18 protein-coding genes are annotated in these 22,310 nt (G+C 46.2%); 14 read left to right on the forward strand and 4 right to left on the reverse strand.

Annotated elements, in window-relative coordinates; translation table 11 throughout:
- Positions 1–3,990: cadherin domain-containing protein (locus RIG68_RS00025; protein ID WP_350117566.1), on the reverse strand; the 3,990-nt coding region annotated here is incomplete at its 3' end.
- Between the two features lie 172 nt (positions 3,991–4,162).
- Between RIG68_RS00025 and RIG68_RS00030 the strand changes: the two genes are divergently transcribed.
- Together RIG68_RS00030 and RIG68_RS00035 are read left to right on the forward strand one after the other, a co-directional pair.
- Positions 4,163–6,412 (forward strand): tetratricopeptide repeat-containing sensor histidine kinase, encoded by a 2,250-nt coding sequence (locus RIG68_RS00030; protein WP_350117567.1) that lies wholly within the window; start codon positions 4,163–4,165, stop codon positions 6,410–6,412.
- 113 nt (positions 6,413–6,525) lie between these two features.
- Positions 6,526–7,251, forward strand: coding sequence for a response regulator (locus RIG68_RS00035; RefSeq protein ID WP_350091349.1), 726 nt, complete (start codon positions 6,526–6,528; stop codon positions 7,249–7,251).
- Between the two features lie 142 nt (positions 7,252–7,393).
- On the opposite strand, the gene RIG68_RS00040 is transcribed toward RIG68_RS00035, so the two are convergent.
- Positions 7,394–9,181 (reverse strand): ABC transporter ATP-binding protein, encoded by a 1,788-nt coding sequence (locus RIG68_RS00040; RefSeq protein ID WP_350117569.1) that lies wholly within the window; start codon positions 9,179–9,181, stop codon positions 7,394–7,396.
- 174 nt (positions 9,182–9,355) lie between these two features.
- Between RIG68_RS00040 and RIG68_RS00045 the strand changes: the two genes are divergently transcribed.
- The 7 genes from RIG68_RS00045 to coaE all read left to right on the forward strand — a co-directional run bounded on the left by RIG68_RS00045 (position 9,356) and on the right by coaE (position 14,662).
- Positions 9,356–10,456 carry a Glu/Leu/Phe/Val dehydrogenase dimerization domain-containing protein gene (locus RIG68_RS00045; protein WP_350117571.1) on the forward strand — a complete coding sequence of 367 codons (1,101 nt, stop codon included), beginning with the start codon at positions 9,356–9,358 and terminating at the stop codon, positions 10,454–10,456.
- A gap of 47 nt (positions 10,457–10,503) precedes the next feature.
- Positions 10,504–11,682, forward strand: a complete 1,179-nt coding sequence (gene nusB, locus RIG68_RS00050) for a transcription antitermination factor NusB (RefSeq protein ID WP_350117573.1) — start codon at positions 10,504–10,506, stop codon at positions 11,680–11,682.
- 9 nt (positions 11,683–11,691) lie between these two features.
- Positions 11,692–11,988 carry a YtxH domain-containing protein gene (locus RIG68_RS00055; protein WP_151997673.1) on the forward strand — a complete coding sequence of 99 codons (297 nt, stop codon included), beginning with the start codon at positions 11,692–11,694 and terminating at the stop codon, positions 11,986–11,988.
- Positions 11,989–12,148: 160 nt separating this feature from the next.
- Positions 12,149–12,712: a DUF1573 domain-containing protein gene (locus tag RIG68_RS00060; RefSeq protein WP_151997674.1), complete on the forward strand. Its 564-nt coding sequence runs from the start codon at positions 12,149–12,151 to the stop codon at positions 12,710–12,712.
- 24 nt (positions 12,713–12,736) lie between these two features.
- Entirely contained in the window at positions 12,737–13,057 is a 321-nt protein-coding gene (yajC, locus tag RIG68_RS00065) for a preprotein translocase subunit YajC (protein ID WP_151997675.1), read from the forward strand.
- Positions 13,058–13,083: 26 nt separating this feature from the next.
- Complete coding sequence (locus RIG68_RS00070) at positions 13,084–14,043, forward strand: YbbR-like domain-containing protein (protein WP_350073094.1); 960 nt, start codon at positions 13,084–13,086, stop codon at positions 14,041–14,043.
- Positions 14,030–14,662: a dephospho-CoA kinase gene (coaE, locus tag RIG68_RS00075; RefSeq protein WP_350117575.1), complete on the forward strand. Its 633-nt coding sequence runs from the start codon at positions 14,030–14,032 to the stop codon at positions 14,660–14,662. Before RIG68_RS00070 ends, coaE begins: the two co-directional genes overlap by 14 nt.
- Here the strand turns inward: coaE and RIG68_RS00080 are convergent.
- Together RIG68_RS00080 and RIG68_RS00085 are read right to left on the reverse strand one after the other, a co-directional pair.
- Entirely contained in the window at positions 14,637–14,882 is a 246-nt protein-coding gene (locus tag RIG68_RS00080; protein WP_350117577.1) for a hypothetical protein, read from the reverse strand. The genes coaE and RIG68_RS00080 overlap by 26 nt on opposite strands.
- Positions 14,883–15,008: 126 nt before the next feature.
- The gene (locus RIG68_RS00085) at positions 15,009–15,965 is read right to left on the reverse strand and encodes a T9SS type A sorting domain-containing protein (protein WP_350117579.1); all 957 of its coding nucleotides are present in this window, start codon (positions 15,963–15,965) and stop codon (positions 15,009–15,011) included.
- Between the two features lie 122 nt (positions 15,966–16,087).
- On the opposite strand from RIG68_RS00085, the gene RIG68_RS00090 reads away from it, so the two are divergent.
- The 5 genes from RIG68_RS00090 (at position 16,088) to RIG68_RS00110 (ending at position 22,282) form a co-directional block, all read left to right on the forward strand.
- Positions 16,088–17,719, forward strand: a complete 1,632-nt coding sequence (locus RIG68_RS00090) for a sensor histidine kinase (RefSeq protein WP_350117580.1) — start codon at positions 16,088–16,090, stop codon at positions 17,717–17,719.
- Positions 17,703–18,395, forward strand: coding sequence for a response regulator transcription factor (locus RIG68_RS00095; protein WP_350117581.1), 693 nt, complete (start codon positions 17,703–17,705; stop codon positions 18,393–18,395). Before RIG68_RS00090 ends, RIG68_RS00095 begins: the two co-directional genes overlap by 17 nt.
- A gap of 152 nt (positions 18,396–18,547) precedes the next feature.
- The gene (locus RIG68_RS00100) at positions 18,548–19,279 is read left to right on the forward strand and encodes a 1-(5-phosphoribosyl)-5-[(5-phosphoribosylamino)methylideneamino]imidazole-4-carboxamide isomerase (RefSeq protein WP_151997681.1); all 732 of its coding nucleotides are present in this window, start codon (positions 18,548–18,550) and stop codon (positions 19,277–19,279) included.
- Positions 19,280–19,431: 152 nt separating this feature from the next.
- Positions 19,432–21,708: a TonB-dependent receptor gene (locus tag RIG68_RS00105; RefSeq protein WP_350117583.1), complete on the forward strand. Its 2,277-nt coding sequence runs from the start codon at positions 19,432–19,434 to the stop codon at positions 21,706–21,708.
- 7 nt (positions 21,709–21,715) lie between these two features.
- Positions 21,716–22,282: a hypothetical protein gene (locus tag RIG68_RS00110; RefSeq protein ID WP_350117584.1), complete on the forward strand. Its 567-nt coding sequence runs from the start codon at positions 21,716–21,718 to the stop codon at positions 22,280–22,282.
- The last annotated feature ends 28 nt before the right edge of the window (positions 22,283–22,310 follow it).

A 22,310-nucleotide genomic window follows, 5' to 3' on the forward strand; every position in this document is an offset into this window, starting at 1 on the left:
TCTGCCGTCATAAAAATCTTCGACTCCGGTTTCGGTCTCCTCGACATCAATCAGGTTTATTGTAATAGTAGCCGACGCCGACAATTCGCCATCACTTACCTCCACCACCAGCTCGAAAACAGGGGTAGTTTCGAAGTCAAGTGCTGCTGAAGACTTGACAATGAGGTCTTGGTTTGAGTTTAATTCAAAAGCATCGCCCACATTTCCCGAGCTAATCGAGTAAGTGAGGGGGTCATCATCTGGATCAGAAGCAGCAATAGTTCCCAAACCAATCCCTTCTGGCGAATTTTCCGGTACCGAAAAGCTTTGATTTGCAATCACTGGAGGCGAGTTTTCGGGCTCTACAACCTCATTCACATCGTTGAGATTGACTGTGACGATGGCAGTAGCCGTACCGCCTTGTCCATCACTGACTTCCATTGTCAGACTAAATGATGGCGTGACTTCGAAGTCAAGCGCTAATGTGGTATTAACGGTTAAGCGAGAAATAAATGGCGCCAGCTTGGATACCGTAAAGGCATCATTGGTATTGCCGTCCAAAATGGCGAAGGTCAATTCACCATCACCTGTCGTGGCAACAAGGTTGCCGACAATCGTCCCTTCTGGGGCATTTTCATCAATGGTAAATGTCTGATCGCCGATTGCAGGGCCCAGGTCATTTAGATTAACTGTAACTATGGCACTTGATGTTCCTCCCCTGCCATCGCTAACCTCCACGGTCAAATTAAATACCGGATTGGTTTCGTGATCAAGCGCTGTTGAGTTATGCGCATAAAGGCTATTGACGCCATTCAGTGTAAAGGCGTCTTCTGTGTTCCCAGCTGTAATTGAATACGTTAATACATCGCCATCTGGATCGGAGGCTGCAATAAGCCCGATAACCTCACTGTTGGTTCTGTTTTCATCAATGGTAAAAGACTGAGCCTCAATAACCGGTACTCGGTTACTTTCTGTCGTCACCGACGCTGGATCAGAGGTGGAAGAGCCGTATTCTGTTGTCACTGTAACGCCGAAAGCATATTCTGTATCGGGCGAAAGGCTACCAACCGTAAGCGTTCCTGTTTCGGCGTTGAAGCTTCCTCCATTTTCGTTTTTTATATTCACACCGCCAGCACTGCGGAAGACAGTAAAACTCATATCGCACCCCCCACAATTATCTTCTGGCTTTACAAAATTTACCCTTACTGACTTAGAAGTAATATTATCGTATGTTGGGCTTGCCGGTTTAGCAGGTGGCCCAAACTCGTCCTTGGTAGTGAAACGCCAAACGCTGCTGCCGCTGATGCCCGCATAGGGAGCCCCTTCAAGGTCTTCAAACGCAGTATCGTCGATTAAAACATAAAGCAAAGTACTAAAAGGCAAGTTAGCTCCGGGCTGCAATGTCGCCGTAGCCCCGCTAATGGTGACCTTGTCTGAGGTTACATCAATCGTTTCCACCACTGACCCATCGACTCCCGATTTGATATAGATATTACCGGTTCCCTTCTGAATGCTCTCATTAAATGTTAAAACCAGGGCTGACTCAACTTCTACTGCTACGGCGTTGTTGGCTGGTGAAAATGACACAACTGTTGGTGCAATATTGTTTGTTGTCACCTGACTTGCTTCAATTGAAAAATCGGATGATCCAACGGAATTTACTGCCTTTACCCGGTAAAAGTATTCCTGATTGTCGGTGAGGCTCGTAGCCGTATGGGTCAGACCATTACCATTAAATACTTCCGAAAATGCTCCTCCAACCCCTTGCTTTTGCTCAAGCACATAGCTGGTGATAGCACTGCCATTATCAGCAGGTGCCGCCCAGTTGACCACGATCGAAGTTGACGTAATGGCTCCGAAGGTTGGAGCCGCCGGTTTGCTCGGTGGCCCGGCCAAAGTGGTTGCACTAGCTTCTGAAGAATAGGACGAACTTCCAATAGCATTTGTGGCTTTGACACGGTAAAAATACTCTTGATTGGAAGCAAGGCCGGTGGATGAAAAAGTCAGCGCATCTCCGGTAAATATTGCTGCAAAGTCTCCGCCACTTCCCAATTTCTGCTCAAGCACATAACTTGTGATGGCGCTGCCGTTGTCGTTGGGTGCAGCCCAATTAACTACAATGGAGCTATTCGTAACTGTGCCAAAAGTAGGAGCTGCCGGCGCATCCGGGACACTGCTTGGAGTAAATGTGACCCCATCGCCCCATACCCCACTACCATTGGTGCCCACAAATAGGGTTGATGCTTTTACAATTAGAGGGCCTGTCGATAAATTATTGAGACCTGTATTGTAGGATGTAAAATTGTCTCCCAAATCGTCCGACACATAAACGCCATTGTCTTCAACAGAAAAATACAATTCATCCAAACTTAGAATGGCATGGCCAAGGACAGCCCCAGTCAGTCCTGTTCCAGCTGCAGTCCATGAATCTCCCTTGTTTGAGGATTTGTAAAAGCCCTCAGCCGTAGATGCATAGATACTGCTACCAAGGACATATAGATAGGTGGCAGTATTAAAGCCACTTGTATTAGCAATTCCGTTATCGGCAGCTACCCATGTGTCTCCATCGTCAGAAGATTTGGAAATAATATCACCAAAGAAGTTTCCCGTATATATGTTGGTCAAATCGGATGTCAATGTTAAAGGAATCCCATTTATCTCATTACCAGTCGTGCCATTTGCGCTACTCCAGGTCACACCGTTGTCAGTGGACTTACTCACTCCGCCCAGTAGCTCCAAAGCAAAATATGTATCACCAATGCCAACAATATTTACAACAGGCAAGCCATTCAATCCGGTATTTACTGCCGTCCAGGAAGCTCCTTCGTTGGTGCTTTTGTAAATGCCATTCCCGGTACCCGCCAGAATAAACGATACTTCGCTGTACAGAGTGAAAATCGTGAGTCCCAGTCCAGCCAACCCATTATTCTTAGCTGTCCACGAGCTTCCATTGTCGCTGCTTACAAAAAAACCTCCTCCATTGGTAGACGCATACAAGTCTTCACCGCTGCCTTTGAAGTCAGTAATCTTATGAGCATTGATGCCAGAATTTATTTCCACCCAACTCACCCCGGCATCCGTGCTTCGGAAAATTCCGCCAGTGGTACCAATCATTGACACGTCTGCAGCATAAAAACTCGTGACATTTATATTGGTGGGAATGGCTTCAAAAGCTTGTACCCAGGTGGAGCCCTCAAAGGCAAAAAGCAAGAGGCCGTCGGTTGTTCCGGCATAAACTCCATTGGGGCCCCGAAATACACGGTAAAAACCCTCCGGCGACAAGCCACCAACAGCATTCCAGGTGGCGCCGGCGTCGTCGCTGAAAAACGAGCCACCCTGGAAGTCGGTAACTACCAGCTCATCAGGGAAGCCAAAGGCGACGGAAGAAAAATCCTGAGAGGGTGCACCCGTTACATTGACTGTACCCCACGTCGCACCTCCATCTGTGGTCATATACAGACCTTCATCGGATGCGGCTGCGAGTAGATCAGGGTCTAATCCATCCTGTGAAAAGGAATTAATCTCTGAACTACTGGCTATGCCAGTCCCCAAAGCTGACCATGATGATCCATCGGCTGAGGTAGAGATACCTCCGGTATAACCAACCCAAAATTCACTTCCAATTGTTGCCACGCTTAGCAATTCAGTGTCGGTTAAGCCAGTGTTGGCGTACGCCCAGGTATCACCAGTGTCCGCCGATCTATACACTCCGTTCTCTGTAGCTACTACAATGTTTGTTCCCAGGGTGGCTATGCCAGTCGCTTCTACTCCTAGTATGTCATCGCCTACGAGTGTCCAGTTGTCGCCACTGTCGGAGGTTTTATAAACGCCGCCGTATCGGGTAGCGGCAATCCAGATTTCAGTTGAAATTAGTTTAATGTTAACAATATCACCCCCCTCCGGCCCAGGTGATTGCACCCACTGCGAATATGCCGATTCACTAAAAAAAATCAGCGCTGCAACTACCATTACCGGGATGGAGCGCCGTGAAGCTTTCGTAATTTTTATCATATCCCAAAGGTTTAAACCAGAAACATCGCTAAATTAAACTCGTTGATTATAAGGGAATTAGCATCGTACATAAATCGAAATCAAACTATTTTTGCGAGCTGAGGGAAAGCTTTTCCGAGTGGGGTGTTTTCTTTTCCGAGTGGAAATCCGAGCAACTAACATCACTTTGCAAATGAGGTTTTTTAGATGGTATGTTTACAAACTCCTCGTGAGATGGTCGTTCGCTACCATTTTTCATCTGGCCTTTGTGATGCCTGCCTGGTCTCAGACTACAAGTAAATTTGACAGTTTAAAGCGCAGGTTGGACAGGCCAATCAGCGAGCTGGAGAAAGCTGAAGTGTACCTGACACTGGCAGAGGAAATCAAAGACGTGAATATTTGGATGACGCCAGCTTATGTGGATTCTGCTTTTAAATATTCAAGCGCCCTGGATTACAAAAAGGGAGTTGCCAGGGCTCATTTTTTATACGGAGTAGAGCGTTGGCTCAATGGCTACTACGCAGAAGCTGAAAGCAAATACCACCAATCCATCAGGCTATTCGCATTGCTCAACGATTCATCCATGTTGGCCAAAAACTTCTCCTATCTGGGATTGTGTTTCCACTATCATACCGCCTACGATTCGGCATTATTTTACCACCAAAAGGCTTTGGTGATCAATGAAAGACTAGGCGACAAAAGAAAGATGGCCCACAACATTGACAACATAGCCCTGGTTCACCACCAGCTCGCCAACTTTCCCGAATTAATCAAGTACGCTACCAAATCCCTCGAAATTCGCAACACGATTCCTGGTTTTACGAGTAGAACAAACTTCTACAACTTCGGCGGCGAAATTTTTAGAGACAGGGCGCTTCGAGAGGCCCTTGCCTACCACAGAAAGGTATTGGTAGCGGAGAGAAAGAAGAAAAATGGAGACCTGGGTTCGAGCCTTAATAATATCGGGAGCGTTTACTACAATAACAAAAAGTACGATTCGGCAGTGTACTTCCTGCGGCTGGGGGCAGAGGAAATGCTAAAATCGGGTACAATGAATCAGTACGCCGGGCATCTCCACGAGCTGGGTGAGGCATTAAGGGAAAGCGGCAACTACCTGGACTCAGAGCGGGTATTTCTTGAGGCGATGGCCATCTGGGACTCCATAGGCACGAGGCATAGTGTTTCAATTATTCGGGGAAATTTGGCCCGCCTCTATTTTCTTATGGGGAAATACCCTGAAGGCTTGGCCTACCTGGATCAATCCCTGGCAATGGTAGAAGGGATGGCCTACAATCCCTTTTGTATCAAACTTTGGTCGCTAAAAGCAAGATATTTAATGAAGCTTGGTCAAACTGACGAGGCCCTCGTATTGGCCCATAAATCGCTGACTGAGGCAAAGAAAAAGCAAGTCGTGGTCTCCATTCTCAATAGCTTTGAATTACTCTCGGAGCTCTACTCCGCCATCGGGAACCATGAGCAAGCAATGTTCTATATGAAAGAACACACGGCCTTAAAGGATAGACTATTTAATGGCGAAAGCTCGTTACAGATAGCTCAACTACAGGTTCAATACGACACAGAAAAGAAGAACAAGGAAATAGAACTATTGAACGCCCAAAATACGGCCCAAAAAGCGAAGCTCTTCCAACGGGAACTTATGGTAGGACTGGTATCTATAGCAGTACTCTTATTTGGTTTCGCCTATTACAAACGTCAGAAGTACGTTAGAAAGCTCGGCTCTCAAAAAGACTTTATCGATCAGCAAAGGATAGAGTTGGCGCTTAAGAACCAGGAAAAGGACGTGCTATTAGGCGAAATTCACCATCGGGTAAAAAATAACCTCCAGATAATCAGCAGCCTACTCAAGCTCCAATCACGTCAGCTAACAGACAAAAAGGCCCAGAATGCTGTACTTGAGGGGCGTGACAGGGTGAAAGCCATGGCGCTAATCCACCAATGCCTCTACCAGCACGACCGTTTTTCCAGCATACAGATAGACAGTTACATCAAAAAGTTGATCGATGGCCTGATTTCTTCACATGGCTACAGCGATAGCGAAATTCAGTTAAATTACAATCTGCAAGAATTGCACCTTAGCGTAGACACCGCATTACCTATAGGGCTGATTGTCAACGAATTGGTAAGCAATTGTTTTAAGCATGCTTTTAAGAAAAGTAGAAAAAATTGTCTTTCTCTTCAGTTTGAGAAAAAAGGGAGGAAGCTTCTTTTGGTGGTTAAGGACAACGGCATCGGGATTCCCGATGAGGGCTTACATCCGACTAAGGTTAAATCCTTTGGAATCGGACTTATTCAATCTCTGGTCGAGGAGCTGGATGGAAATGTTGAATTTATAAGAGCTCGTGGAACAACAGTAAAGGTCTTTATTCTTAAATATAGTTTACATTCTGCCAGAAAATCGAGCCAACCCTCTTCCCTGGAATAAGCTGAATTCAATATTTTTTTGTAAATTATCATTACTTCAATCGGCGAGCCATAACACAAGTTCATTTAGGCTTGTGGCGTTTTAGTCTTCAATTTTTGGCAAAAATTCATGGCATGAAAATTCTTGTAGTCGAAAACAGCTCCATTGTTGCTAGTGACATTGTACTCAGCCTGGGTGATCTGGGTTATGAAGTAGTAAAGTGGGTAAAGACCGGGAAGGCAGCACTGGAAGCAGTGCACGACCTGGCTCCAGATCTCATTATCATGGACATCAACCTCGACGGCCCCATGGATGGCATACAGGCGGCTGAGTTAGTTAGCAAAATACAATTAGTCCCCATTATTTACCTAACGGCGTACTCCGACAACACTACCTTTGAAAGGGCTAAAAAGACACACCCGTTTGCGTACCTGGTGAAGCCTTTTGTTGAAAAAGACCTCGGCTTTGCCATCGACCTGGCTATTGATAACTTTTCGAAACAACTACAGGCAAGCACCATAACTGCCCCACCAACAGAGCATTTGGTTTTAGATGCGGTTTTTCTCAAAGTGAATAAGCATTATATTAAAATCCTTCTTCGGGACATATTGTATGTGCAGGCTGAAAGAAGTTACTGTAAGGTATTTACAGTGGAGAAAATCCATCTATTGACAATGAGTCTACATACTTTCGAAACTAAACTCAATAGCCAGGACTTCGTAAGGGTGAGCAGGTCGGCCTTAGTCAATATTCACCACGTAGACTCATTTGAAAATCATAGTGTATGGCTGGGCGATCAGGAAATAAGAATAAGCCGTTCATTTCAGGACGCATTTCAAAGTAAGTTCTTGTCAATTTGAGACGCTGTTCGTCAGCAAATAATGCGCAAAAAGGACTCCGGAGAATCCTTAAGGCAACCACAATATTCTACAGGGAAAGACTTGGGTCAGGGATTGCTCAAAACTCCAGACAAAATAGATCGAGCTAAGGTGACGAAATGCCCTACCCCTCGCTCTCCTCTGTCTGCAACTGCTTCTCGTAAAGCTCTTTGTAAATGCCGCCCTGAGCCAGCAGCGATTCGTGAACACCGTACTCTTTGATCTCGCCATCGTCCAGCACGATGATCTTGTTCGCTAGCTTGGCTGAGGAAACCCTGTGGGAAATAATGATGGTCGTGCGATTCACCATAATGCGCTTCATTGCCTGAAGAATGGAGTTCTCGGTTTTTGTGTCTACCGCCGAAAGCGAATCGTCGAGAATAAGAATCTGCGGGTTACGAACGATGGCACGGGCAATAGACAGCCGCTGCTTCTGCCCACCTGACAGCGTAATGCCCCTTTCACCTATCTTCGTTTCAAACCCGGCCGGGAATCCCTTTATGTTTTCGAGAAGGTCAGCATCTTCAGCAGCCTTTACTATTTGATCCCGGTTGTGATCGTTGCCACCAAAAGCAATATTGTTGGCCAACGTATCCGAAAAGAGGAACACGTCCTGCGGCACATAGCCTATCTGCCCACGCAAATGCTGGACATTGTAGGCCCTTATGTCGTGTCCATCCACTTTTATTTGACCCTGATTCACATCATACATGCGGCAAATAAGGTTGGCAATGGTCGACTTGCCGGATCCAGTTGTGCCAATCACAGCCAATGAGTCGCCGGGATCCACTGTAAATGAAACGTGGCTCAGCGCTTTGATGCCGGAATCGGGATACACAAACGACACATCTTCGAACTTAATTGCTCCCTTGATTTCTTGCTTCACATTGAGTGTCGAAACAATTTCCGTCTTTGTATCCAGAAACTCGTTGATCCGCTTTTGAGACGCCGCTGCCCGCTGGATGATACTGGTAATCCAGCCCAGCGAAGTCACAGGCCAGGTGAGCATGTTTACATAAATAATAAACTCAGCGATGATACCTGTGGTGATCGCTCCCGCCATCACTTCAATTGATCCGATATATACAGTGAGGATGGTGCTAAGTCCGATCAAAAACATGATCAGAGGAAAGAACAGCGCATTGACGAAGGTGAGCTGTAGCGACTTGTCCTTGTACTCATTGCTCTCCCTTTTGAACTTGTCATCAAAATCGTGCTCCCTCACAAACGACTTAATCACTCTTATACCAGAGAAAGCCTCCTGCACAAAAGTTGAAAGATTGGAAAGACTTCTTTGAATTTCTTCCGAACGCTTGTTGATAATGTTGTTAACGAAGTAGATACTGACCGACAACACAGGTAAGGGGAGCAGAGAATAAAGTGTCAACTTCGGGTTGATGCTGAACATAAATGGAATCACCATAAAGAACAGGGTGAACAGCGTGATTCCGTACATGATGGCAGGGCCAATATACATGCGCACTTTGCTCACATCCTCAGAGATTCTTGCCATCAGGTCGCCCGTATTGTTTCGGCGATAAAAGCTCAGCGGAAGGGTTTGATAGTGAGCGTAAATCTCGTTCTTCATGTCATACTCTATCAGGCGTGACATCACAATAATTGTCTGCCTCATGAAAAACAAAAACACGCCCCGAAGCAGCGCCATCAGCAGAATAAAAAATCCATAAATGAAGATGCTGGACGTAAACAAATCGTAGGTTTCCGACTGTAACTCAAGGCCCTGAAATGCGCTGTGCAGGCTGATTCCCCGCTGCACAATATCAAAAGCCTGCCTTACCAGGTAGGCCGGAATGATGGCAAACACATTGGAAATTATAATGAACAAAGTACCCAGAATCAGGTGGTACTTATATTTGAGGAGATACTTATTTATTGCTGCTAGATCTTTCACTGAATCTTAAAACGAGACTTTGGGTAAATGGTTCATTGGGCTGGCGAATACCTTGGTTCGCAACCTAAAAAAAACGTAGCTTTGTGGCTACAAACGCAATTCCGACATTTCTTGTCAAAAGTAGGGAAAGCTTTGAACCCAAATAACAACATGTGACCTTATTTTATCTTCGTGATGATCGAAACTTCAGAATTTAAAACCACCGGCATGGGTATTTTCAACCAGCTGTCGGAGTTGGAGCATGAGCAGGTGGTATTTTGCCACGACAAGGCAACTGGTTTAAAGGCCATTGTTGCCATTCACAACACAGTTTTGGGGCCTGCTGTAGGTGGCACCCGTATGTGGAATTACGCCTCTGAAGAGGATGCCCTTAACGACGCCCTGCGTTTGTCGAGGGGAATGACATTTAAGTCAGCCATTGCCGGCCTTAATATTGGTGGCGGAAAAGCAGTGATTATTGGTGATGCCAAAAAAATCAAAAACGAAGTCCTTATGCGCCGCTTTGGCAAGTTTGTGCATGGGCTGGGTGGCCGCTACTGGACAGCTGAAGACGTAAACATGTCCACCCGTGACATGGAATATATCAGAATGGAAACTCCCTACGTAACCGGCGTGCCGGAGTCGATGGGTGGTGGTGGTGACCCCTCTCCGGTTACGGCCTTTGGTGTGTTCATGGGCATGAAAGCAACAGCCAAAAAAGTGTATGGCAGCGATTCACTGAAAGGAAAAAAAGTGGCCGTGCAGGGAGCGGGCCATGTAGCTACTTACCTCATGGAACGCCTCGCAAAAGACGGGGCAAAAATATTTGTTTGCGACTTTCATGAAGAGAAGCTCAAGCATGCAGTGGACAATTTCGGAGCCACAGTGGTGCCTGTCGACGACATTTACGATCTGGACGTTGACATCTATTCGCCCTGTGCCTTAGGCGCTACGATAAATGACGACACAATCGGTCGGTTGAAATGTGCCATGATTGCTGGTGGCGCCAATAATCAATTGGCAGAAGAGCTGAAGCATGGCAGAAAGCTGATTGAAAAAGGAATCCTGTACGCACCAGACTTTCTTATCAATGGCGGCGGCATTACCAATGTTTATTACGAGCAGATAGGCAACTATAATAGGGACGTAGTGTATCAGCAAACAGAGAGGATATTTGAAACAACTCTCAGGGTATTTGACCTGGCAGAGAAAAAAGGCATTACGCCTCAGGAATCAGCCATGGAAATAGCCATTAACAGAATCAATGATATTGGTAAGATCAAGTTATCTTACTAGTTTAATAGAAATTTAAATAAAACTTTTCGTTCTTTTTTTATTGGGAAATGCTAAACAGAAGAACCCTTCGGATCAAAGCCGTGCAGTCATATTTTGCTCTTGAGCAAAGTATCATCTCAGACTTTGAAATCGCCAATCAGCAAATAGCCGATCACTTTCAGCCAGATTTGAATAGTATGGAGCCTCAGGACGCCAAACTTCTCAGGAAGAAAGGAAAGATAGCGCAAACTTGCTTCGCCGAGCAGCATAAGAATGACGTTATCCAATATCCTGCTGAAGCGGATGATGAGATGAGGAAATCTGTGGCAGATGCCGTCACCTACTTCAGGAATCAGGTCAAAAAAGACAAGGAGGCTTTCCAAAGCCGCATGCTGAAAGACGTGGATAGCATCCACGACTCTTACTACCTGGCATTGATGTTGCCTGTGGAGTTTGCACTCCATGTATCGAAGGAGAAAAGAAAGCAGCTAGGCAATCTGTCGTCCGAAAAAATTGTTGTGGCCAATGACTACAACCTGGCCGACAACAAGGTTGTGCAGGCCCTTCTTGACTTCGAACCGTTGCAGCAGCAGCTTGGCCAACGGTCGCTTAGCTGGTCAGCTTACAGAGACGACACAAGTATCTGGTACAAGGACATTCTGAAAGCGGACGAGGCCTACAAGGCCTATCAGCTACTTTCAAATCCAACGTTTGAGCAAGACAAAGAAGTCGCTTTGCACATTGTCAAAAAGCTGTTTTTCAAGCATCCAACCATTCAAACCTTCATGGAAGAGAAGGACTTGTATTGGGAAGAAAACAGCGGCATTGTAAAGAGCCTTGCGGTGAAAACGATCAAGGCGTATCAGGGTCAGGGCGAACCCTTCCAACTGCTGGAGCTTTCTGCCAACCTGGAAGACGACCTTGACTATTTCCGTGACCTGTTTAAAATAACATTTTCCAATAATGAGGAATATGAGGCCATTGTTGCTGAGAAATCAAAAAACTGGGAAATCGATAGAATTGCGCTTATCGATAAGGTGATTTTGAAAATGGCCATCGCAGAAATGGTTCATTTTCCTTCAATACCGGTAAAAGTGACGATAAATGAGTTTATTGAGATTTCAAAAAACTATAGCACGCCTAAGAGCAAGCAGTTCGTCAACGGATTATTAGATGTATTGGCCAACGATTTGGCAGCGAAAGGCGTTATAAAGAAAAGTGGAAGAGGATTAATTGATAACAAATAGAGATATACTATGAGCAGGACTACTGGTACCTTAATAGCATTTTTGGCTGGAGCCGCCACAGGAGCGGTGCTAGGTATTTTATATGCTCCCGATAAGGGAACTAACACGAGGGACAAGCTTTCCTTCCAGCTCGACAAGTACAAAGGTAGACTTCAGGAGTTGATTGATGAGCTGATGGAGAGCAAAGGCCTGGTGGAGAGCGAAGCGAAATCCGAAGGAGAAAGGATCATCAACGACGCCAAGGAAAAGGCAGAAAGACTGCTTGACGATGTGGATGAGCTCATCGGTCAGATCAGAAAAAAATAGTACGACCCGGGAAAAGATTGGTTAAATTCTCCTCTGCAAAGGGCTTTTCGCCTTTCGTGTAATAGGGAATCTTTAACCTGCCCATTCCGTTTTATTCATTGTTTATACTAAATTTGAAGTTCCTAACAGAATTTTACTAACCCTTCAAAATACCATAGTCATGAAGAAGTCAGTAGTTAACGTATTAGTTTTTGGAGCATTAGTGGCAGTAGGATTTAGCTGCTCAAATGCCGAAATGGAAGGCCGTCTGGCCAGATTGGAAGGTCGTGTTGCAGAATTGGAAGCCGGCAAAGCCAGAAGCGGACCAGCCTCCTCGGCAGCTACAGCCAGCCCTACAATTCAGCAAACTGCCCTTGAAGAAGAAGTGCCATCAGGGCCGGCACCGGTTTTTACCTGGGCCGAAGAGACCCATGATTTTGGCACAATCACAGAAGGTGAGATCGCCGAACACGTGTTCAAATTCACTAACACTGGTGAAGCACCTTTGATTATATCAAATGCTTCAGCTTCTTGCGGCTGCACCGTGCCAGTTTGGCCCAAAGAGCCTATTCCAGTGGGCGGAACAGGCGAAATACAGGTCAAATTCAACAGTAGCAACAAGCCGGGTGTGCAGAACAAAACTGTTAGCATCACTGCGAATACCGCACCTAAGCTGTCTCGTCTCAATATCAAGGCAGTGGTTGCTCCAAAAACTGGCGCCGCAGATGGCCCTGTTAAAAAATAATTATACCTAAACGATCACATAAGAATGCATTTGATTTTAGCACAGGCAAGTTCAGGTGGGGGCTACATGCAGTTTGTTATGCTGGGTGGCATGATCCTGATATTTTGGCTTTTTTTCATCAGGCCTCAACAAAAAAAGCAGAAAGAGCAACGCAAGTTTATTGATGAAATTAAAAAAGGTGATACTGTTGTGACCACCGGGGGAATTCACGGAAAAATAGCAGCAGTTGAAGGTGACACGATTGTTCTTGAGGTTGACAAGGGGCTGAAGATCAAATTCGAAAAGGCCGCTATTTCGCTGGATGCCAGCAAAAAATATGCGACTCCGGCAGCAGCAGCCTCATAAGGAAACCTCAAATATTGCCTGCTAGAATGGCAAATAAAAAAGTCTTTACATTTAAGATTGGAGAAAATTGGAAGGTAGTAGTATTGGCAGTTTTAGCCGCTACTACCTTTTGGTTTTTTAACTCCCTCAACAAAAACTACGAGGCCAGGCTTAGCTACCCTATTGCCTTCGATTTTCCACGTGATAGTGTCGTAATTGTTAAGCCACTTCCGGATGAAGTGCGTATTGACGTGGCCAGTGGGGGCTGGAACCTCTTGCGCAAAACTTTTTGGTTCAACGTTGACCCGTTGGTTATTCAACTCGATAACCCCACCGAAATAAAGTTTCTTACCAGAAACTCGCTCTACGACATCATAAAAGACCAGCTGACTGACATTGACCTGAACAGGGTGGTGACAGACACACTTTTTATTTCTGTCGAGCCCAAAATTCAGAAAATGGTAATGGCCGTGGTGGATAGCCTGACCATTCCCCTTGCAACAAACTACAGGCTTACCAGCCCAATTACTTACGAACCAGACAGCGTGCTTATAGAAGGCCCGTCAAGCCTAATGAACCGCTTTCCGTCCACCTGGCTGCTGGAGTTTGACCGCAGCGACATCGCTGGTGATTTCGAGCGCTCGCTGGCCGTGCCCCTGACTGACAATCGACTGATGAGTTCGACTCCCAAGTCAGTGACTGTTAAGTTCAGAGCCGAAGAATTCATAAGAGACTCCCTGCTGGTAGAAATTCAGCCCGTTAACTTCCCAAACAGATACCGGGGCAAAGTGCCTTACCTGGCTGATACAGTCACCTACGTCTTCTACACGATCAAAGGTGATCTCGCCAGCCAGGTTAGCGACTCAGCATTTTCGATTGCTGCCGATTTCAAAATGTACAACAGCGAAGACTCCACCATCACCCCTGTTGTCTTGTTCAGGCCGACGGAAGTGCTCGAACTTCAGCTGCTCCCTGAAAAACTTAAGGTCGGTCATGCCAACCAGTAAACCCCTGCTTGTTGGCGTCACCGGCGGCATTGGCTCCGGCAAATCAACAGTCTGCAAAATATTCGAGGTGCTTGGTGTGCCCGTCTATAACTCCGACAACAGAGCCAAGGCGCTAATGGTAGAAGACAAAGAGCTTGTGGAGGAAATAAAGGCGGCTTTCGGAGAAGAGGCTTACCTTGACAATAAAAACCTCAATAGGAACTTTTTGGCAAAAGAAGTCTTCTCAAATCCTTCCAAATTGGAAACACTCAATAGCCTGGTGCATCCCGCTGTCGGGCGGGATTTTGCTGCCTGGGTGGCCGTTCAAAGTAGTCAGCCCTACGTCATCAAAGAAGCGGCATTGCTGTTTGAAACGGGTTCACACAACTCGCTGGATAGTGTTGTGCTGGTCACGGCACCGGAAGAACTTAGAATAATCCGGGTGCTGGCAAGGGATCCCCAGCGCAGTGAAAAGCAGGTGAGGGATATCATCGGGAATCAGCTTAAAGACGAGGAGAAAAAAAAGCTGGCCGACTATGTGCTCAACAACAACGAGCAGAAACTTTTGGTGCCCGAGGTAGTGGCGCTACACGAAGCGCTACTGACTGCTGCCACTAAAAAAGCTGCAAAGGAAGCTTGATCTGGTCAGCGTAAAACTTTATTCTGGTGCTTTTGTCGTCGAAGGGTTCAATCTTGTCGATTCTGTCATACTTATGGTTGTAGAAAACCTCAAAAAGCTGAGAGCCCAATTGATAGAGGTTCACTTTGTGTCCATAGTACCTGATCGCAAACAGGAATTCTCCCTCAACATACAGTTTGTTGATTTTTTGATTGAGTGACAGTTGATCGAAGCTTTCCAAACCAGTTATTCGATTTACAGATGCCTGAATATCACAAAAAATCGGGTAAAGTGAAATGGACTTCGCCAAATAAAAAAACACCAGAGCGATACCCCGGTGCCTTTCTCTGAAACATACGTGCAATTATTAATTGATCATTATTTTCCTAACAAGCCTGCTTTTTCCCTGCACTACCTGAAGCAGATAAATGCCCGCTGGCTGGTCAGTCAGGTTAAACTCCTTTGAGTACCTGCCATCGAAAGTCTTAATTTCCTCTTCGTAAATAGTTTTCCCGCTTAGATCCACAATAGACACCTGCAACGGATCAGTTGACCTGAGTGACATCTTTAATGTGAAATGGCCATGACTCGGATTAGGGTAATAGGTCAGATCCAGCGGCTCGAGCTTTTCCATTTTTTTGGACGAGAGCTGATCAAGCGAAGCTTCGTTGTCCTCTATTTTTGAAATAGTTATTTTCTTTCGCAGCACTATAGTCGACCCATTCTTGTCGCCGTCTTCACTATTCCATTCGAAGAAGTAACCATTGTCACCACCCATTTCGAGCCGCTGTCCGAACACTTCCCTCAACGAGTCGATATCAAATGGGGCTAACTTCGTACTGAAGAGGCTATCCATCCCTCCAAACATCCAAACTGCATCTTCAGAGTCTTTGGGGGCCCTAAAAACATATGATTGCGCTCCATCCGCCCCATTGAACTGAAACGTTCCCGAGCCATCGAAAAAGAAAGACTTTAATGAGTCGGAGTCTGAGAGAATGTGTATTCGCTCTTTTACACCCGGAGACTGATCCAGAATGATGGTATGCAAGCCTTCTTCTTTACCATTACCGTAAAATTGCACATCCAGCTTATTCTCATCCAGAAAAGCCTTGAGCTCGTCGTCAGCCAGCATCTCCTCTCTGGTCTTATATTCCTTCTTGAAAGTTTTGGTGCTTCCGTCTTCATCAGTCCGCAACTCCACATGGATGCTTTTGTCTTTTGACTGTTGAATAGTGGTTTGCTTTTGGGCCCAAGCGCCACCAGCCAACAATACGAAGACCGGGAGCAAAAGCCTTATTCTTTTTGTTAATGTCATAGTTTTCATAGTTCGTAGTGTTTAACCAAATGTACTCCGATGAGCAAAGCGGGGATGTTAAAGCATGGTTAATTGTTGTTAAAAAAGGTTAAAAGCGAACCAGTTAGGTATCTTGAGCGTAAATTTGGAGCATGAGTAAGAACACCCTTCGTTGGATCATAGCGCTAATGAGCGTAGCCCTTATGGGGCTGGTAGCCTTCCAGCTTTACTGGATTGATGCTGTGATTGAGGTGAACCAGGAGCGCTTCCGAAAGGATGTACAAACAGCCCTGACCAACGCCGTGGATAAGCTGGAAAGGCAAGAGGCCATGCTCGTGGCTTTCGACAATTTCAATTCCAATATCAAGTTCAGAAGTGTCACGCCCATGGCCCCGGGCAATGTCAGGTATATTGAGAGCACCTATAAAAAATGGGAAGTGAAAAGTGGAGAAGAACCGGTTGAAGCTTCTCAAAAGATAAAAAAACTCCCTTATGGTGTGCAGTACCAATTCGAATCAAATGAAGGCGATAATATCTATGTTGTTCAGGACACGTCAGTTCTCGTGGTGCCATCATCACCCGGCGACGGATTCAGTGGTTTCACATTTACTTCAGAAATCGGCGACTCTACGCATTTTGCGGTAGGGCAGTACAAGAAAACCATACAAAAAGCAGCTCAAAAAACTGAAATGATCCAGGTGGCGCTACACGAGCTGCTTTTTGAGAAACCTACCATCTCCAATCGGATTGACCCACATCAGCTTGATTCTCTGCTGGCTTCGGAGCTCGAAAATAAAGGTATTAACACCGAGTATGACTATAGCATCGTGGATGAGGAGTCCGGTAAGATTGTTTTGGCTTCGACCAACTATCAGCCAAAAACAAGGCGGCACACGGAATTCAGGGCCAGCCTCTTCCCCAACGACTTGCTGGGTGAGGGCAGCACTCTTTTGATAAGCTTCCCCAATCAAAAATCGTTTTTGCTTCAGAAGATTTGGACCAGCATGGCCTCTTCAGCCGTTCTTTTGGTCACCATCATCTTTTGCTTTGGCTATGCCGTGCAAACCATCATCAAGCAAAAGAAAATATCGGAAATAAAAAACGACTTCATAAACAACATGACCCATGAGTTCAAAACACCGATCTCTACGGTCGCCCTGGCTTGCGAAGCGCTACAGGATGAGCAGGTGGCCGTTCAGCCCACTTTTCAGAAGCGCTACTTGAAAATTATTTCTGAAGAGAATAAACGCCTCGGGCTCCAGGTAGAAAAAGTGCTCCAAATGGCCGCACTCGACCGAAAAGATTTCAAGCTTAAACTGGAGAGCGTAGACATCAATGACCTGATCGAAAAGGCCATTGACAATGTGGTGCTTCAGGTGCAAAAACGAAATGGAACAATCACCACCGAGATGAGAGCCAATCCGGCCAAAATACTCGGGGATCAAATGCACTTAACTAATATCATACACAACCTGCTCGACAACGCCAATAAGTATTCGCCCGAAGATCCAGAAATTCTGGTTAAAACTTCTAATAGCAAAAATGGGATTGTCATCACGGTGGAAGACCATGGGCTGGGGATGAGCAAGGAGTCTGCTCAGAAGATATTCGACAGGTTTTACCGGGTGCCTACAGGCAACCTGCACGATGTTAAAGGCTTTGGCCTCGGGCTTGCCTACGTAAAAACCATGGTAGAGGCGCATGGAGGCACAATCGAAGTAAAAAGTGAACTCAAAAAAGGAAGTACATTCGAAATACATCTACCCTATGGAAGTGAAGCCTAAATTATTAATCGTTGAAGATGATCCGAATTTGGGCCAGATCTTACGGGAATATCTGGAAGTAAAAGGCTACGAACCAACTCTCTGTACTGACGGAGAAGCTGGATTTACCACCTTTGCCCGCAATAGCTTCGATATGTGCATTCTTGATGTGATGATGCCTAAGAAGGATGGCTTCACCCTTGCCAGAGAAATACGAGAGAAAAGCAAAACCATTCCCATCATCTTCCTCACGGCCAAATCGATGAAAGATGATACCATTGAAGGCCTGAAGATTGGTGCCGACGATTATTTAACCAAACCGTTTTCAATGGAAGAGCTCCTTTTAAGAATGAAGGCAATATTTAGAAGAACCAATGGCAGTGGCGGGGAAGCGACCCTTCAATTCGAAATCGGCAGCCTATATTTTGATGCTCACCTTAATTTGCTAAAAAGTCCAACTGAAGAAATAAAGCTCACATCAAAAGAAAATGCCCTTCTTCTTTTGTTCTGCCAAAACCTCAACAAAACCGTTGACAGGGCAGAGGCGCTTTTGAAAATCTGGCACGATGACAGCTACTTTAACGCCAGAAGCATGGATGTATACATTGCCAAGCTCCGCAAATACCTGAAAGAAGATGAACGCCTCAGAATTCTCACCGTGCACGGCCAGGGGTTTAAACTTGTGGAGCTCAAATAGATTTTGTATTTTCTTATCAGATTGAAGCTTGGCCTTGCTGGACAAACATTTCTCGGGGCTTTGGTACCTAACCAAATTCTGGAAAATATAATCACAGGCGAGGGTCTCTACGGCTAAAGTTTACTATTTTCACGGGCTCAAAATTTATTTATATGATACAGCTTGTACCATCCATAACAGTGATGAAGGGAAAGTCGGTGCGCCTTACCAAAGGAGACTTTTCCAGTGAGACCATTTATGATGAGCCTCCTTTGGATGTTGCAATGCAGTTTGAACAACATGGCATCGAAAGGGTGTACCTGGTGGATCTTGAGGGGTCAAAAAAGGGCAGTCCCGTTAACTACCATGTGCTGGAGGCTATGGCCGGACACACCAAGCTTAAAATCAATTACGCAGGTGGTGTTCACACCGATGGTGATATTTTGAAGCTGATAGAGTTCGGTGCAGACAGTATTACTTCCGCCACCATGGCCGTTTATAAGCCGGAGCTTTTCACGTCATGGCTGATGTCCTACGGCAGAAATAAGATTGCGCTTGGAGCCGACTCGCTCAATGGGCAGATTCGGGTAGGTGGCTGGCTGAAAGATACCAGTATAGACCTGTTTGAGCATATTGACTTCTTTTACCAGAACGGCCTCAAATACCTTAAAACTACCGACATTTCAAGGGATGGAGTACTTGAAGGCCCGTCTTTCGAACTGTTTGAACAACTGGTAGCCCGCTTTCCCAACCTCCACATATTTGCCAGCGGCGGCGTTCGCAATGTTGATGACATCAAGCGCCTGGCCGACATCGGTGTTTATGGTGTCATATTCGGGAAAGCCTACTATGAAGGCAAAATCACACTAAAAGACATTGAAAGCCTGGTGGTAAAGAGTGTCTGAAAAACTACCAGGCTTTACCATTCAAAGAATAGTGAATTTCTTTTTTGCAACACTGTTGCATTTAGAATTCCCTAGCCCTACTTTTGTTCTTTACAGAAGTTGATTCAACTGGCTTGAGCAAGAAAATATTAGCGTTTACATGTGTGTTGTTTATGGCAAAGGCGAGTGGCACTTTAGCCCAGGCCCAGCCCTGTAACCTAACTTTGCAGGGCACGGTCATCGACATGTCAACCAAAGAGGCGCTGCCCATAGCTGCTATTTGGTTAGTAGGCCCTGAAAAAGGAACTACTACTGACGAAAAGGGACGGTTCAATATAAAAGGGCTCTGCGCAGGCACCTTCACCGCCGACATTCATTACCTGGGCTATAAGGAAAAACACCTGACCATTACGCTTCCGCTACAAAACGAACTTTTCGTGTTGATGGAAGAAGATGAAGTATTGATAGACGAGGTAACCGTGCAGGGTGAAGTTATTTCGCCTGACAAAACACAATCAGAAGTAACGCTATCAGAAACCCAGTTGGCCAGAGCCAGCGGAAAGTCCCTTGGAGAAAGCTTGCAGGAGCTCCCCGGAGTCTCAAGTCTCAAAACAGGCCCAACCATTTCCAAGCCAATCATTAACGGGCTTCACAGCAACAGAATCCTCATCCTTAACAATGGCCTTCGGCAGGAAGGTCAACAATGGGGAACTGAGCACGCTCCCGAAATAGACCCAATGACGGCCACGCAAATTTCGGTGGTGAAAGGTGCCGCCGCCGTTCGTTACGGGCCGGAAGCTATTGGCGGTATTGTGGTAGTGGAACCACCGGCTTTGCCCTATGAGCACAAGCACCTCCACGGTAACGTTAGGCTGATGGCTGCCGACAACGGGAGAATGGGGTCGGCATCGACAACCTTGCAGGGGGGGCTGGGCAAAGCTGAATCGGTGGCATGGAGGCTACAGGCGACCGGGCGTCGTGCCGGCGACTTCAAAGCACCCGACTACATGCTCACTAATACTGGTTTAAAAGAGGCAGATTTTTCTGGAGCCATTGGATACAAAAAGAACGACTGGTTGGCGGAGGTCTATTACAGCAAGTTTACCACTGAGCTTGGCATTTTACGAAGCGCTCACATTGGCAACCTAACCGACCTCCAGGCTGCCTTTGAAAGCGAAAGGCCACTTATTGTAGAAGACTTTTCCTACAAAATCGACAACCCTAGGCAAGAGATAAGTCACGATTTGGCAAAGGCAACTTTTGGGAAGAAAGGTCACCTGGGTGATATCAAACTGGTGTACGGCTACCAAAGGAATATTCGCAAGGAATTTGACATCAGGCGTGGAGGAAGAGGAGAAACGCCTGCTTTACACATGGACCTGCTCACCCACTCAACCGACCTTATTTGGGAACAACGTACTTGGCAGAAGCTTAGAGGGCAAATCGGCGGAAGCTTTATTTACCAGGAAAACAGGAACGTGCCTGGCACAGGAATCGAGCCGTTGATCCCCAACTATAACAGTGCCACCTCAGGCGTGTTTGTCATCGAAAGGTGGATGGAGGACCGCTGGGAGATAGAGGCCGGGCTAAGGTTTGACAATAGAGCCTTTCAGGTATTTACCTTTGACGAGAACAACGAAGTAATACGACCCAAATACCATTTCAACAACTTCTCAGGATCAGTAGGCTTGGTGCTAAAGCCAGCAGATGGATGGAAGGTTACCTCCAACCTTGGCACAGCCTGGCGGCCGCCGAATGTAAGCGAACTCTACAGCCAGGGACTTCACCATGGAGCGGCCACGATAGAGGAAGGCAACACAGAACTTGACACTGAGCAGGCACTGAAGTGGGTCAACCAGCTGCTGATTCGCAAAGGCATTTGGTCAGCCGAGGTGTCGATATATGCACAGAAAATTGACAACTACATCTATCTCCAGCCACAGCCGGAACCACGGCTGACTATCCGGGGAGCTTTTCCGGTATACTCTTACGTGCAAACCGATGCCTTTATGGCCGGGACAGATGTTTCTCTTTCGGCTCAATTGAGCAAGCAGTGGCTGTACAGCCTCAAGGGTTCGCTTATCCGTGCGAAGGACGTCTCGAAGGACGACTTTTTGATATTTATGCCGGGAGACCGTGTCCAAAACAGTGTCACCTGGAGCTATCCATTCCAGTCTAAGAAGACATTTTTTGTTTCAGCCTCGCATAGCCTTGTGCGCAGACAAAACCGTTACCCAAGCGGGGTCGATTATGTAGATCCGCCGAAGGGATATCAGCTGTTTGGCCTCAACGTGGCCTACGGATCACAGCTGTTTGGCAATGACTACGAAATTTATCTTGAGGGCACTAACCTACTCAGTACTTCGTACAGAGAATACCTAAACCGGTTCAGGTACTATGCCAACGAACTGGGAAGAACGATCACTATAAGGTTTAACTATAAATTTTAATTTAACAATGATGAAAACACAATTTGCTTCCAGCTTTCTTTTTGCAACATTGTTGCTTTTTGGGTCTTGTAACGACGACCCCGATCCAGTTAAGGAAAATGAAGAAGAGCTTATCACCACCGTCAGGCTCACATTTACTGAAGGCACCAACTCTTTCGTGGCGGAATGGAAGGACGCCGATGGAGACGGAGCCAACTTGCCAACAGTGGATGACATCTCGCTGGAGGCTGGGAAAACCTATGCTGTGTCGGTAGAGTTACTCAATGAGTCAACCACACCCGCTGACAACATTTCAGCTGAGGTGAGTGAGGAAGGAGCCGAACATCAGTTCTTTTTTATCACAGGCGATGGTCTCGAGTTGACAACAACATACGATGATCAGGATGCTGACGGTTATCCTATTGGTTTGCAAAATACTTTTGTTGCCGGAGTGGCTGGTTCAGGGACGCTGACTGTGATTTTGAGACACGAGCCCAACAAAACTGCTGCGGGTGTAAGCGATGGCGACGCTGCCAATGCGGCGGGCGAAACGGACGTTGAAACAGCACCTCCTTTCAATGTCACTATCCAATAAGGCGATTCGGGGGATAAAAAAAAGGGCT

The organism is Imperialibacter sp. (assembly GCF_040222385.1).
Taxonomy (GTDB): Bacteria; Bacteroidota; Bacteroidia; order Cytophagales; family Cyclobacteriaceae; genus Imperialibacter.